Annotated in this window: 12 protein-coding genes; 7 read left to right on the plus strand and 5 right to left on the minus strand. The window is 71.1% G+C overall.

The features are described from left to right. Positions 1-4: 4 nt before the first annotated feature. The 3 genes from ACFUO4_RS23940 to ACFUO4_RS23950 all read left to right on the plus strand — a co-directional run bounded on the left by ACFUO4_RS23940 (position 5) and on the right by ACFUO4_RS23950 (position 2957). Positions 5-1000, plus strand: coding sequence for a carbohydrate ABC transporter permease (locus tag ACFUO4_RS23940; protein ID WP_079310606.1), 996 nt, complete (start codon positions 5-7; stop codon positions 998-1000). Between the two features lie 107 nt (positions 1001-1107). Further along, positions 1108-1872: a carbohydrate ABC transporter permease gene (locus tag ACFUO4_RS23945; RefSeq protein WP_383489740.1), complete on the plus strand. Its 765-nt coding sequence runs from the start codon at positions 1108-1110 to the stop codon at positions 1870-1872. Between the two features lie 47 nt (positions 1873-1919). Next, positions 1920-2957, plus strand: coding sequence for an endo-1,4-beta-xylanase (locus ACFUO4_RS23950; protein WP_079310608.1), 1038 nt, complete (start codon positions 1920-1922; stop codon positions 2955-2957). Positions 2958-3118: 161 nt separating this feature from the next. Here the strand turns inward: ACFUO4_RS23950 and ACFUO4_RS23955 are convergent, their stop codons facing one another. From ACFUO4_RS23955 to ACFUO4_RS23965, 3 genes are all read right to left on the minus strand, one after another. Then, the gene (locus ACFUO4_RS23955; protein ID WP_383488008.1) at positions 3119-4165 is read right to left on the minus strand and encodes a LacI family DNA-binding transcriptional regulator; all 1047 of its coding nucleotides are present in this window, start codon (positions 4163-4165) and stop codon (positions 3119-3121) included. A 222-nt stretch (positions 4166-4387) separates the two neighbouring features. Beyond that, positions 4388-4594 carry a DUF5999 family protein gene (locus ACFUO4_RS23960; protein ID WP_079310610.1) on the minus strand — a complete coding sequence of 69 codons (207 nt, stop codon included), beginning with the start codon at positions 4592-4594 and terminating at the stop codon, positions 4388-4390. A gap of 281 nt (positions 4595-4875) precedes the next feature. After that, on the minus strand, positions 4876-5466 hold the full coding sequence (locus tag ACFUO4_RS23965) for a hypothetical protein (protein ID WP_383488011.1): 591 nt from the start codon (positions 5464-5466) through the stop codon (positions 4876-4878). Positions 5467-6019: 553 nt separating this feature from the next. Here ACFUO4_RS23965 and ACFUO4_RS23970 point away from each other — a divergent pair. After that, a complete protein-coding gene (locus ACFUO4_RS23970; RefSeq protein ID WP_079310612.1) occupies positions 6020-7537 on the plus strand; it encodes a glutamate-cysteine ligase family protein in 1518 nt (505 codons plus the stop codon). A 596-nt stretch (positions 7538-8133) separates the two neighbouring features. On the opposite strand, the gene ACFUO4_RS23975 is transcribed toward ACFUO4_RS23970, so the two are convergent. Then, positions 8134-9906: a substrate-binding and VWA domain-containing protein gene (locus ACFUO4_RS23975; protein ID WP_079310613.1), complete on the minus strand. Its 1773-nt coding sequence runs from the start codon at positions 9904-9906 to the stop codon at positions 8134-8136. Positions 9907-10112: 206 nt separating this feature from the next. Between ACFUO4_RS23975 and ACFUO4_RS23980 the strand changes: the two genes are divergently transcribed. After that, positions 10113-10913, plus strand: a complete 801-nt coding sequence (locus ACFUO4_RS23980; protein WP_383488015.1) for a CPBP family intramembrane glutamic endopeptidase — start codon at positions 10113-10115, stop codon at positions 10911-10913. A gap of 4 nt (positions 10914-10917) precedes the next feature. On the opposite strand, the gene ACFUO4_RS23985 is transcribed toward ACFUO4_RS23980, so the two are convergent. Then, on the minus strand, positions 10918-11727 hold the full coding sequence (locus ACFUO4_RS23985) for a PhzF family phenazine biosynthesis protein (RefSeq protein WP_383488018.1): 810 nt from the start codon (positions 11725-11727) through the stop codon (positions 10918-10920). A gap of 155 nt (positions 11728-11882) precedes the next feature. Between ACFUO4_RS23985 and ACFUO4_RS23990 the strand changes: the two genes are divergently transcribed. Both ACFUO4_RS23990 and ACFUO4_RS23995 read left to right on the plus strand, forming a co-directional pair. Continuing rightward, complete coding sequence (locus tag ACFUO4_RS23990; RefSeq protein WP_383488021.1) at positions 11883-12668, plus strand: cyclase family protein; 786 nt, start codon at positions 11883-11885, stop codon at positions 12666-12668. Beyond that, complete coding sequence (locus tag ACFUO4_RS23995) at positions 12665-14305, plus strand: thiamine pyrophosphate-binding protein (protein ID WP_383488024.1); 1641 nt, start codon at positions 12665-12667, stop codon at positions 14303-14305. The genes ACFUO4_RS23990 and ACFUO4_RS23995 overlap by 4 nt, the downstream gene beginning before the upstream one ends. Positions 14306-14358: the final 53 nt, after the last annotated feature.

Raw genomic sequence — 14358 nt, forward strand, 5'->3', positions numbered from 1 at the left:
GGCGATGACCTCCACCCTCGCAGACAAGCGGAGCCGCCCAGGCTCCGAAGCTCCGCCCCCGGACACCGTCAGGGCCCGGGGGCGGGCCCGGCGGCGCGCCCTCAACTGGCTCACCGCGGTGGGCTTCCAGCTGCCCGCGCTGGTCCTGTTCATCGGGCTCGTGCTGCTGCCGATGCTGTTCGCCCTGTACGCCGCCTTCTTCCGCTGGGGCGGCTTCGGGATGCCCGAGGACTACATCGGTCTCGACAACTTCACCGACCTCTTCGACAACCCGGTGTTCATGGGCGACCTGTGGCGCTGCCTCGTCCTGACGCTGCTGACCCTCGCGCTGCAACTGCCCTTCGCGCTCGCCATGGCGGTCCTGCTCAACCAGCGGCTGCGCGGCCGGGCCGTCTACCGGATGCTGTTCTTCGCGCCGTACGTCCTGTCCGAGGCCATCACCGGCGTGCTCTTCAGCATGGTGTTCGCCCCGGACGACGGTCTCGCCGACCATCTCCTCGGCAGCATCGGCCTCGACAGCCTCGGCGGCGAGTGGTTCGCCGACCCGTCGTGGGTCATGGCGACCCTGTTCATCGTCATGACCTGGAAGTACTTCGGCTTCCACATGATGCTCTACCTGGCCGGACTCCAGTCCGTGCCCAGGGAGTTGACCGAGGCGGCGCTCATCGACGGTGCCAACGCCTGGCAGCGCTTCCGCAGCGTCACGCTGCCGCTGCTGATGCCCACCATCCGCATCAGCATCTTCCTCGCGGTCATCGGTTCCATCCAGCTCTTCGACCTGGTGTGGGTGATCACGCAGGGCGGTCCCGACCACCACTCCGAGACCATGGCCGTGACCATGTTCCAGTACGGCTTCAAGCGCTACCAGGTCGGCTACGCCAGCGCGATCAGCGTGGTCATGTTCGGCATCTGCCTCGTCTTCGCCCTCGCCTACCAGCGCTTCGTACTCCGCCGTGACCTCGAAGGGGCGACCACCACGATGAGGGGAGCCGGAAAATGAGCCTCAAGAGCGAGGGCGTGAGCCTCAAGACCGAGCGCGTGAGCCGCAACAGCCGGACCACACGCACGCTGCCGCTGCACGTCATCCTCATCGCCGTCGGCGCGCTCATGGTCGTACCCCTGGTGTACGCCGTCCTGTCCGGCTTCAAGTCGACCGACGAGCTCTCCAGCAACCCCTTCGGGCTGCCCGAGCACTGGCGGACCGGCAACTACACCGGCATCCTCGGCTCCGGAGACTTCTGGCGGCTGCTCGGCAACAGCACCCTGATCGCGGTCGCCACGACCGTGCTGGTGGTCGCGGCGTCGGCGCTCGCGGCCTTCTCCTTCGCCCGGTTCGCCTTCCGGGGGCGGGAGGCGCTGTTCACGCTGTTCACGATGGGGCTGATGTTCCCCTTCGCGGTCGCCGCACTGCCGCTGTTCCTGCTGCTGCGCTACCTCGACCTGCTGGACAACCCGCTGGGCGTGATCCTGCCGCAGGCCGCGTTCGGGCTGCCGATGACCATCATCATCCTGCGGGCCTTCTTCCGGGAGATCCCCGGCGAGCTGGAGGAGGCGGCCACCCTCGACGGGTGCACCCCCTTCGGGTTCTTCTGGCGGGTGCTGCTGCCGATGGCCCGGCCCGCGCTCGGCACGGTCTCGGTGCTCGCCGTCGTGACCAGCTGGAACAACTTCATGCTGCCGCTGCTGGTGTTCACCGACAACACCTGGTGGACCCTGCCCATCGGCGTCCAGCAGTTCCAGGGCCAGTACTCCTCCGACTACGCCCGTGTCTTCGCCTATCTCGTCCTGGCGATGGTTCCCGCCCTCGCCTTCTACTCGGTCGCCGAGCGCCAGCTCGTCGGCGGCCTCACCGCCGGCGCCACCAAGGGCTGACGGCGGCAGTACGGCCCCCACCCCCGCACGTGAGGAGTCGCACCACCATGCACAAGAACCGTCTCAGACTCGTCGGCGTCCTGGCCGCGGTCCTGGTCGCCGGCGGAATGGCGGCGCCCGCCCAGGCGCACGGCAAGCACGCCACCCTCGCCGACCTGGCCCAGCGCCACGGCCGCTACTTCGGCAGCGCCACCGACAACCCCGAACTCGTCGACGAGCCCTACAAGGCCGTCCTCGGCAGCGAGTTCGACCAGATCACGCCCGGCAACGGCATGAAGTGGTACGCCACCGAGCCCCAGCAGGGCGTCTTCGACTGGACCGCCGGCGACGAGATCGTGAACCTCGCCCGCGCCCACCACCAGAAGGTGCGCGGCCACACCCTCGTCTGGCACAGCCAGCTGCCCGACTGGCTGACGAGCAGGGAATGGACGGCCAAGGAGCTGCGGGCCGTGCTGAAGAACCACATCCAGACCGAGGTACGGCACTACCGCGGCAAGGTGTTCGCCTGGGACGTCGTCAACGAGGCGTTCAACGAGGACGGCACGTACCGCGAGACGATCTTCTACAAGACGCTCGGCCCCGGCTACATCGCCGACGCCCTGCGCTGGGCCCACCAGGCCGACCCGAAGGTCAAGCTCTATCTGAACGACTACAACATCGAGGCGGTCGGGCCGAAGAGCGACGCCTACTACCAGCTCGCCAAGGAGCTGAAGGCCAAGAAGGTCCCGTTGAACGGCATCGGCCTGCAGACCCACCTCGCGCTCCAGTACGGCTATCCGACCACGCTGGAGGACAACCTCCGCCGGTTCTCCAAGCTCGGGCTCGACACCGCGCTCACCGAGGTCGACATCCGGATGATCCTGCCGGCGACCGAGGAGAAGCTCGCCGAGCAGGCCAAGTGGTACGGGGACCTGACCGACGCCTGCCTGGCGGTGCGCAGGTGCGTCGGCATCACGATCTGGGACTACACCGACAAGTACAGCTGGATACCGGCGTTCTTCGAGGGCGAGGGTGCGGCCCTGCCGTACGACGAGCAACTCCAGCCGAAGCCCGCGTACTTCGCGATCAGGGACGCGCTGAAGTAGCGGCGCGTTCCCAGGACACCCGGCGGCTGGGCAAGGAGGGGAGTCCGCCGGGGTGCGGCCCGGCCCTGCGGTGCGTCCCACCGCAGGGCCGGTGCCGTTTCAGGGGCCAGGGGCGCTCTGGCGGCTTCAGCGGGTCAGAGGCGCGGTGCCGGCTCTGGCCTTCAGCGGGTCAGAGGCGCCGTGCTGGCTCTGACGACGAGTTCCGTGCCCAGCTCCACCCGGGGCGAGTCCGGCTGCTCGTCGCGGGCCAGCCTGAGCACCGTACGCACCGCCAACTTGCCCATGTCCGCGAGAGGTTGCCGGACGGTGGTGAGGGGCGGGGCGGACCAGCGCACTTCCGGAAGGTCGTCGAAACCGACCAGGCTCATGTCCTGCGGCACCCGCAGTCCGCGTTGCCTGAGCGCCTCGATCGCGCCGAGCGCCATCTGGTCGCTGGCCGCGAAGATCGCGGTCGGCGGCTCCGGCAGGTCCAGCAGGGCGTTGCAGCCCGCGAAGCCGGACTCGGGGTGGAAGTCGCCGGGGACGACGAGGGAGTCGTCGACGCCGAGCCCGGCGCCCTCCAGGGCCGCGCGGTAGCCGTCGAACCGGGCCCGGGAGCACAGCAGCCGGGGCGGCCCCGCGATCAGGGCGATCCTGCGGTGCCCGAGGGAGAGCAGATGCTCGGTGGCCGCCATCCCGCCCGACCAGTTGGCGGCGCCGATGGTGGGGGCGTCCAGCGCGGGGGAGCCCGCCGGGTCGACGACCACCAGAGGGACGCCGAGGATGCGCAACTCCTCGTGCAGCAACGGCTCCAGGTCCGAGGTGACCAGGATGACGCCGTCGGAGGCGCGGGCCCGCAGATTGCGCATCCACTCGCGGGCGTCGCCGGAGCGGCCGTGGATCGCCGAGACGACCGTGCCGACGCCGGTCGCGTGGGCGATCTCCTCGACCCCGCGGATGATCTCCACCGCCCAGGGGCTGTCGAGGTCGTTGAAGACCAGGTCGAGCAGGGCCGCGCCGGTCCCGGAGGACGTGGGGCGCTTGCGGTAGCCGTGCTGCTGGAGCAGTTCCTCGACCCGTGCCCGGGTCTTGGGGGACACGTCGGAACGGCCGTTGACGACCCGGGACACGGTCGGCACGGAGACGCCGGCCTGCCGGGCGATCTCGGTGATCGTGATCCGGCTCCCGGGCGCGGCCGGCCCGCCGGCGCCGACCTCGTGTGCTGCCAACTCCCCACCTCCGTGGCTGTGTCGAAACTTCCAGGAGTCTTCCGGAAAACGGGCACGGATGGGAAGAGGGGACTGGAAGGCAGTACGAGGATCAGCGGATTCCGCATGCGGGGCTACGGGGAGTGAGCGGCACCGGACATGCGTCGGGGCCGGTTCGCAGCGTGTGTCTGCGGGCCGGCCCCTCTGGATCTGCGGGCGGTGCGCCGGCCGCCCGCGGGTGGCTCAGGCGGCGGTCATCACCTTGTCGGTGCCCAGCGGGCGGTGCGGGGCGATGATCTGGCCGTCGGGCAGGAGCTCGCCGGTGTCCTCGAAGAGCAGGACGCCGTTGCACAGCAGGCTCCAGCCCTGCTCCGGGTGGTGCGCCACGAGGCGGGCGGATTCCCGGTCGGCGGAGTCGGCGGTCGGGCACGGCGGCTGGTGCTGGCACATGGGTGGGATCTTTCGCTTTGTCGTGGTGTTCATCGCTGCCCCCGTTGTGATAAGTCGGTCGGAACCAGTGTTGCCCCACGGGCCTCGATCCGCAGGGATTTGGCAGCACCGCTACTCACAGGTTCATGACGCGTCACCCGCGCGGACGGTTCATCCCAACTGCACTGTCTCTTCGGGTGGTTCGCGATGGCCGGATGGGGCTAGTCCGGACGGGTGCGGGCACGAAAGAGGCTCGTACGAGCCGTGTTCCGCTCGTACGAGCCGCAGTCGGGGGCGCCGCTTCAGGCCGGTTGGCTCAGCAGAGGTGCCGGCTTCGGTGTCACCCGATGGGTCAGCACCGGAAGCAGCTCGGCGACCCGGTGCGGCCGGTGGGCGGCGATACCGGGCGGCGCGGGCGCGAGCGGGACGAGCAGATCGGTGGCGGCGGGATGGCCGCCGGCCCCGTCCGCGGTGCAGTCGCCGTGCAGCCACAGCGTCAGCATGTACAGGCCCGGCACCGACAACAGGCGGGGCTGGTAGGACTGTTGCATCGTCTCGGCCTGGCGCAGCGCGCGCTCGGTGGAGGCGACGTACGGGCCCTCGAAGAAGTGCGAGAAGGCCCAGCCGTCGGGCGTCAGCCGGGTCTCGGCCGCGGCCACGGCGCGGTCGCCGCACCGGATCAGGAAGCGCCACCCGGCCAGCCGGGTCGCGGCCGCGCCCGCGGCGGTGAGGTCGTCGAGGACATGGAGGGGCAGCGGGAGTTCCGGGGTCGCGGGCCCCTGGGCGGTACGCAGTGACGGTGTTCGGGCCTCGCGGACCGCGGTGGGCGAACCGAGCGCAGTGAGGACGGAGCGAAGGGCGGGCGCGGGGGCCGGGGGCACATGCAGCGGCATGGTGGGTCGCCTCTCATTCGACAGGCACGGTGGCGCGAGGGCGTGGGCGGACGGCGCTGTCAGCTCGCGGGGCCAGAGAGGCGGGGGCCGGGTCATGAGTGCGCGTGATGAGGGTGAGGCCTGCCTACGTCACCTCGACGGCAGGATCGTTCGACCGGGGGCGCCAACCTTCTGCCTCGTTCGCGGAGTTTATACGACACGTGTTCAGACGATGTTTCGTCTAGCCGTTTCCGAGGTGAACGGCAAGGTTTCATCCGGTCGTCGATACGTGGGAATCATCCCGATTCCGCGTCGCCCGTACGGCGATGACCTCGGTGAATGCCGCGGAAGTGGACGGCCAATTCTCGTCGGCGTTTTTCACGAGTTGTTCAGGGCACTCGAAACTGCAAAGTGCCGCATGCCCGGTGAATGTGCCCCCGGTCGTCTGCGCCAGAGTAGCGGGCGCCGGGCCCGCGCGGGACGTTATCGATCGCATCCGCTGGGCATCATCCCACGTGACCCGGGACGCCCGGCGGCCGATCTACGGCACGCCCATCCGAGGAGGGATGCTGCGATGGGGGAGAAGGTCGTGGCAGGTCGGTTCGATCTGTCCGATCGCCAGCACTACCGCGACAAGCTCCGGCAGTGTCTGGCGGGCCTGGAGCGGCTGCTGGAGGAGAAGCGGTTCGACCGGCCGAAGAACCTCATGGGGCTGGAGATCGAGCTGAATCTCACCGGCCCCGACGGGATGCCGAAAATGTTGAACGCGCAGGTGCTCGAGCGGATCGCGAGCCGAGATTTCCAAACAGAACTCGCCATGTTCAATCTGGAAGTCAACATAGCCCCACACCCGTTGGGCGGTCGCGTATTCGACCGGCTCGCCGAGGAAATACGTACCTCGCTGGCATATGCGGACCGAAAAGCGGGAGAGCTCGACGCCGGGATCGTGATGATCGGCATTCTGCCGACGCTCGACCGGGACGACCTCGTCTCCTCCAACCTTTCCGACGTCGACCGCTACACCCTGCTGAACGATCAGATCGTGGCCGCCCGCGGTGAGGACTTCGCCCTCGACATCGACGGCGTGGAACGACTGAGCTGCACCTCGAAGTCCATCGCCCCCGAGGCCGCCTGCACCTCCGTGCAACTGCACCTCCAGGTCACCCCGGGGCGCTTCGCGGACGTGTGGAACGCCGCGCAGGCCGTCGCCGCCGCGCAGATCGCCGTCGGGGCCAACTCGCCGTTCCTGTTCGGCAAGGAGCTGTGGCACGAGTCCCGGCCCCCGCTGTTCCAGCAGTCCACCGACACGCGTCCGCCCGAGCTCCAGGCGCAGGGGGTACGGCCGCGCACCTGGTTCGGGGAGCGGTGGATCTCCTCCGCGTACGACCTCTTCGAGGAGAACCTGCGCTACTACCCCGCCCTGCTGCCGATCTGCGACGACGAGGACCCGCTGAAGGTGCTCGACGAGGGCGGCGTTCCCAGCCTCGCCGAGCTCGTCCTGCACAACGGCACCGTGTACCGCTGGAACCGCCCGGTCTACGGCATCGCCGACGGCGTCCCGCACCTGCGCGTCGAGAACCGGGTGCTCCCGGCCGGGCCCACCGTCACCGACGTCATCGCCAACGCCGCGTTCTACTACGGCGTCGTCCGCGCCCTCGCCGAGGAGTCGCGGCCGGTGTGGACGCGGCTGCCCTTCGAGTCGGCCGCGGCCAACTTCGACGCGGCCTGCCGACACGGGATCGACGCCCGCTTCGACTGGCCGCGGCGCGGCCGCTACGGCGGGCTGGCCCAGGTCGACGCCGTCACCCTCGTACGCGACGAGCTGCTGCCGCTGGCCGAGGCCGGACTGGACGCGTGGGGCGTGGAACCCGCCGACCGGGACTTCTACCTCGGCGTCATCGACGAACGCTGCCGACGCCGGGCCAACGGCGCGACCTGGCAGTCCGCGACCTTCCACCGGGCCCTGGAGAAGGGCCTCGCCCGCGACGCCGCGTTCGCCGCGCTGACCCGGCGCTACCGCGAGCTGATGCTCGTCGGGGACCCGGTGCACACGTGGCCGGTGGGGTTGCCGGAGCCGGTGCCGCTGGGGTGACGGGGCGCGGCCGCTGGGGTGGAGGGGTGTGGCCCCTGGGGTGACAGGGCGTGCCCGTTGGGATGGCGGGGCGTGGTCGTCGGGATGGCGGTGGCGCGGCCGCTGGGGTGACAGGGCCTGCCCGTTGGGATGGCGGTGGCGTGGCCGGTCCGGTTGGGCACCGCCGGGCCGCGCCGTGGTGGCTGGGCGCCGTTGCGGCGGGGGGTGAGGACCGGCGCGGAAAGCGGGGCCGGTGTGATCAGGGACGGCGGGCCTGGGAGGGGCCGGCGTGATCAGAGGGGGCGGGCCTGGGAGGGGCCGGCGTGATCAGAGGGGGCGGGCCTGGGAGGGGCCGGCAAGGGGCGGGGGTCGGCAGGGCGGCTGGGCGGGGACGGGTAGCCGGGCGGCGGAGGTGGGCGGGGTGGTGGGGGTGTGTCCTTCGGTGGCTCAGGGTGTGCCGTGGTTCTCTGCTCAGTTTGTGTCGCTTCTCCTGCTCACCCGCTCAGTTCGTGTCGCTTCCCTGCTCACCCGCTCGGTTCGTGTCGCGTCTCCTGCTCACCCGCTCAGTTCGTGTCGCTTCCCTGCTCACCCTGCTCAGTCCGTGCCGCTTCCCCTGCTCACCCCTTCCCGCTTCCCTCCGCCCCCGCCGCCACGATCGCCTTCAGGATCACCTCGTGGATCTGGGACGGGTCGGTGACCTCCTGGCCGGAGCCGCCCGTGGCCGTGGCTATTTGGGTGGCCTCCGTGCGGTCCGCGTCGGGGCCGACGGCGATCATGATGAGGGGGACCGGGCGGTCGGGGTCGGTGAGCTGGCGGAGGCGGTTGATCAGGGCGCCGCGGGAGATGCTGCCGGGGTCCTGGTTGACGCCGTCGGTGAGGACGACCAGGGCGTTGAACTTGCCCTTGGCGTAGGAGGACACCGCCGATCTGTAGGCGGCGAGGGTGGTGTCGTACAGCCCTGTCGCGCCGTTCGGGACCGGCGTCAGGCCGCTGAACGCCGCTGTGAGACGGTCGCGTTGGGTGCCGTTGCCCTGGGCGGAGCCCAGGCGTTCGGTCGGCACCAGGACGCGGTAGTCCTTGTCGCCGTCCAGCTTGGTGGAGAAGTCCCACAGGCCGATCTCGTCGTCCGGTGTGAACGTGGCGAGGGCCTGGAGGAGGGACGCTTTGGTGACGTCCATCCGGGACTGGCCGTCGCTCGTGACCTCCTCGGACATCGAGGAGGACGCGTCCACGACCGTGGTGATGCGAGCGCTCTGCACCGTGATCGTCCAGGTGCCGAGGGCTTCCTGGAGCGCCGTCTCGGACGCCGGGCGTACGGCGGCCTTCGCGTACGGCTGCGGCCTGCTGCCGCCGGCCCCGGTGACGACCGACGCCTCCACCTCGTCGTCGGAGGTGCGGAAGCCGTACTTGTGGAGCAGCTTCCGCTGTCCCGGCTTGCGCAGATAGTTCACGAACCGCAGGGCCGCCCGGCTCTCGTCGGTGGTCAGCACCGCCTGGTCGACCAGTGTGTAGGGGAAGTCGAGCCGCGGTGAGCCGTCCTTCGGATAGAAGAGGTCGAGACCCTCGCCCCCGTCCGCGGTGTTGTACGCGAACGCCGCCTGCTCGCTGAGGATCAGCGCCTGGTTGCGCTTGGGGTTGCCCTGCTCGGTGCCGGAGGCGTCGCGCGGGAGGGTGTCCAGGACCTGTGTGTCGCTGTCGGAGGTGCGCTGCGACAGCGTCTTCATCATGGCCGCGGCCTGGGTGTCCCCGCCCTCGATCGCGCCGGCTGCCGTGGTCAGCCGGGTGAGTGCCAGCAGCCCTGTCGCACTGCGCGCCGGGTCGGCCGCGCCGAGCCTGAGGGCGTCGTCCCGCATGGTGGCGCCGGCCAGTTCGATCCAGCTGTACGTCTTGCGCGGCCACCCCAGCGACTTCGCCGCCTGCGGCACCACCGCCACGCCCACCGGTGAGGACGCGAAGCTGCCGACCGGCGTCACCTCCGTCGCCCCCGTGTCCGCCGCGACCCGCTCCACCCACACCCGCGAGTCCGGCACCCACACCTGCGCATCGGTCTTCCGGCCGGCCAGCAGGGTGTCCGCGACCTTGGAGGAGTCCTGCGCGGTGACCGTGACGTCCACGCAGCGGCCGTCGGAGGTGAGGCTGTCGTCACGGGCCCGCTCCGCGGCCGCGCGCAGCGCCGGGACCACGTCGGGAGAGGCCGCGACCTTGAGCCGTACCGCGTCCTCCTGGCAGGACGCGCCGAAGGAGAGCAGTCCGCTCTGGACGGCCGCCGCCGTCCCGCCGGCGACGGTGAGGACGAGTACGGTCGCGATGGCCACCGAGCGGCGCCGGGCGCGTGGGCGGGGGTCGCTGCCGCCCGCCCCATACTGATCGGGCAAGCTGTGACGTCCCATGACGGTGGTGCCCCTCCCTGTCAGACCTTCTGCCGGTTTTCGGCCGCATGTCGGGCAAAGGGGGAGGTGCGCCCCGTACGGTGTCCGTCCCCCAACGGCCTGTCTCGCACGATCGTCGTAAGTTCTCACGATCTTCGTAAGTTCTTTCGAGGACCCTAGCGGGGCATCGCGGGGGATGAGACGGGATTACTGAATTGGAGTCAGGTGTGCAGGCAGAGGCGGGTGCGGTGGCTGATTCTTTTCCGCCGGAGCGGTCCTCGCGACGGATTCTCCGGGACGAGACCCTGCTCGTTCTGGGGCTCTCCCTCGGTGCGAGCGGTGTGTCCGCCCTGATCAGCTTTGTCGGATCGGTCACCAAACCAGGCGGCCTCAAGGACCAGGCGGCCACCCTCAACGCCTCCGCCGCGCCCGGCCGTCCCTGGCTCGATCTCGCCTGGCAGCTCTTCGGGATCGCCTCGTCGCTCGTGCCCGTCGCCCTCGTCGCGCACCTGCTGCTGCGCGAGGGGAGCAGCCTGCGCGTCCTCGGCTTCGACCGCACCAGGCCCTGGTTCGACCTGGCCCGCGGCGCGGCGATCGCGGCGGTGATCGGCAGCACCGGAATCGCCTTCTACCTGGCCGCACGCGGCCTCGGTTTCAACCTCACCGTCGTGCCGGAGGCACTGCCCGAGGTGTGGTGGAAGTACCCGGTGCTGGTGCTGTCCGCGCTGCAGAACGCGATCCTCGAAGAGGTCATCGTCGTCGGCTATCTGCTGCGCCGGCTCGGCCAGTTGGGCTGGACGCCGGGGACCGCGCTGGTGGCCAGTTCCGTGCTGCGCGGGTCGTACCACCTCTACCAGGGCATCGGCGGGTTCCTCGGCAACATGGCGATGGGGGTGGTGTTCGTCTGGCTCTACCGCCGTTGGGGCCGGGTGGGCCCCCTGGTGGTGGCGCATTCGCTGCTCGACATCGGCGCGTTCGTCGGGTACGCGCTGCTGGCCGGGAAGGTGGGCTGGCTCCCCACGGCCTGAGGCGTCAGACGAGCAGTTCCCCCTCGATCGTGATGACCGCGCGGCCCGTCAGGAGCGTGCGGTCGCCGCGCAGTTCGGTGCGGACGCGGCCGGAGCGCCGGGAGGCCTGGAGGCCGGTCAGCCCGGTGCGGCCGAGGCGCTCGGCCCAGAACGGGGCCAGCGCGGTGTGGGCGCTGCCGGTGACCGGGTCCTCGTCGATACCGACGTTCGGGAAGAAGCAGCGCGAGACGAAGTCGTAGCCCCGGGACGGGTCCTCGGCGCGGGCGGTCGCGATGATGCCGCGCTCGGAGAAGGCACCGAGTGCCTTGTGGTCGGGGGCGAGGGCATGGACCGTCTTCTCGTCGGCGAGTTCGAGGATCAGGTCGCCGACGTTCGGGCCGGTGTCGAAGGCGGAGAGCGGCTCCGCCCCCAGCGCCGTGGCGACCCCGTCCGGCACCTCGGTCCGGGTGAGCGGCGCGGTCGGGAAGTCCAGGGTGATCGAACCGTCCTCGCCCGGCGTCGCGATGAGCACCCCGCTGCGGGTGGCGAACCGCACCGGGCCCTCGTGCGCGCCGGTCGTGTGCAGGACATGGGCGGTCGCCAGTGTGGCGTGGCCGCACATGTTCACCTCGGCGGCCGGCGTGAACCAGCGCAGCGCCCAGTCGGCGTCCCCGCCCCCGGGCAGGCGGTGCGCGAAGGCCGTCTCGGCGTGGTTGACCTCGACGGCCACGTTCTGGAGCCACGCGTCGTCCGGGAAGGAGTCGAGGAGGAGGACCCCGGCGGGGTTGCCCGCGAAGGGACGGTCGGTGAAGGCGTCGACGATTCGGATGCGCATGGTCTCGACGCTAGAGGGGCGTGGCAGGCCGGACCAAGGCCAATCCGGGGTCACTGGCCTGATTTCGAACTTCGGGAGTGGTGTCTGGACGCGTCGCCTCGGCGGTGCGACTGTCGTCAACGCGTCAGCCACTCACGACAGTTCAGGAGGCCGCCATGTCCGAGCCGTCCGTTCTCCGAGCCCTGCTGGCCGGGTTGCGCGGTGGTGCGATCGAGGTCGTCGATCTGACGGCGCCGCTGTCCTCCGCGACACCGGTGATCCAGCTGCCGGAGCCGTTCGGGCAGACGCAGGTGTTCGAGCTGGAGGAGATCAGCCGGTACGACGACCGGGGGCCGGCCTGGTACTGGAACAACTTCCGTACGGGTGAGCACACCGGCACCCACTTCGACGCCCCCAACCACTGGGTCACCGGCAAGGACCTCGCCGATGTGGCCTCCGTGCCGGTGAGCCGGCTGATCGCGCCCGCGGTCGTGCTGGACTTCTCCGCCGCGGCGGCCGAGGACTCCGACTTCCTGGTCGAGGTGGACCACATCAAGTCGTGGGAGGCCGAGAACGGTCCGCTGCCCGACGGGGGCTGGCTGCTGCTGCGCACCGGCTGGGACGCCCGCGCCGCATCCCAGCGGGAGTTCCTGAACGCCGACGAGAACGGCCCGCACACGCCGGGCCTGTCACCGGAGTGCGCCCGCTGGGTCGCCGAGGAGTCCCCGGTGATCGGGCTCGGCACCGAGACGGTGGGCACCGACGCGGGGGCGGCCCACTCCTTCGACCCGGTCTTCCCCTGCCACTCGTACCTCATGGGCAACGACAAGTACGGGCTGACGCAGCTCCAGAACCTCGGCCGGCTGCCCGCCACCGGAGCCGTGGTCGTCGCGGGACCGTTGCCGATCGTCCAGGGCTCGGGCTCCCCGGCCCGCGTCCTCGCGCTGGTGGAGCGCTCGTGAAGGTCGCCGAGGCCGTCGGCCGGGCGCTGACCGCTGCCGGTGTGCACCAGGTGTTCGGCGTGGTCGGCTCCGGCAACTTCCACGTCACCAACGCGATGGTCGCGGCCGGCTCCCGTTTCGTCGCCGCCCGGCACGAGGGCGGAGCGGCCACCATGGCCGACGCCTTCGCCCGCATCAGCGGCACGGTCGCGGCCCTCAGCGTGCACCAGGGGCCCGGGCTGACCAACGCCCTCACCGGCATCGCCGAGGCCGCGAAGAGCCGCACCCCGCTGCTCGTCGTGGCCGCGGAGGCGACCCTGCCGACCTCCAACTTCCACGTCGACCAGGAGGCGTTGGCGCGGGCGGTGGGCGCGGTCGCGGCACGGGTGACGTCCCCGCACACCGCCGTGGAGGAGGCCCTCGGCGCCGTCCGCCGCGCCCTGCACGAGCGCCGCACCGTCGTCCTCAACCTCCCGCTGGACGTGCAGGCGCTGGACGTCCCCGACGCCGCCACCGTCGCCGTCGTACCGCCACCGCCGCGGGCCGCCGTCGAACCGTCGGCGTCCGAGGTCTCGGCCCTCGTGACCGCCCTCGCCCGGTCCCGGCGCCCGGTCTTCGTGGCCGGCCGGGGCGCGCGGTCGCCGGCGGCGCGGGACGCCCTCCGGGCGCTCGCCGACCACCACGGCGCCCTCCTCGCGACCTCCGCCGTCGCCCACGGGCTGTTCCACGACGACCCCTGGTCGCTCGGCATCTCGGGAGGCTTCGCGACGCCCCTGTCCACGGAACTGATCCAGGGCGCCGACCTGATCGTGGGCTGGGGCTGCGGGCTCACCATGTGGACCACGCGGCACGGCACGCTCATCGGCCCGGACACCGTCGTCGTCCAGGTCGACGACGACGCGTCCGCGCTCGGCGCGCACCGCGAGGTCCGCCTCGGCGTCACGGGCGACGTCGCCGTCACGGCCCGGCAGACGCTCGCCGCAGGTGGCGAACGGCGCCAGGGGTATCGCACCGACGACATCGCGCGGGCCCTGCGCACCCGCGGGCGATGGCGGGACGTGCCGTACGACGACGAGAGCACCCGGGACCGCATCGACCCGCGCACCCTGAGCGCGGCGCTCGACGACCTCCTCCCGGCGGAGCGGGTCGTCGGCGTCGACTCGGGCAATTTCATGGGCTACCCGAGCGCCTACCTCTCCGTCCCCGACCACCACGGCTTCTGCTTCACCCAGGCCTTCCAGTCGATCGGCCTGGGCCTCGCCACGACGATCGGCGCCGCCCTGGCCCGGCCGGACCGGCTGCCCGTCGCGGCGCTGGGCGACGGCGGCGCGCTGATGGGCGTGGCCGAGCTGGACACCGTACGACGACTCGGGCTGCCCATGGTCGTGATCGTCTACGACGACGAGGCCTACGGAGCCGAGGTCCACCACTTCGGCCCCGACGGCTTCCCCCTGGACACGGTCACCTTCCCGCCGACGGACATCGCCGCCGTCGCCCGCGGCCACGGCTTCGAGACGGTGACCGTGCGGGAGCGCGCCGACCTGAAGGCGGTGGCCGACTGGGTGGCGGGGCCGCGCTCGGCGCCCCTGCTGGTGGACGCCAAGGTGACGAGGGAGCACGGCGCCTGGTGGCTGGAGGAGGCGTTCCGGGGGCACTGAGCGCGCTGGCGTGCTGTTTTCTTCGGGTTTCTGGCGGGCCTTGTCATGCGAAG

The sequence above is a fragment of the Streptomyces sp. NPDC057280 genome (genome assembly GCF_042668605.1).
GTDB lineage: Bacteria > Actinomycetota > Actinomycetes > Streptomycetales > Streptomycetaceae > Streptomyces.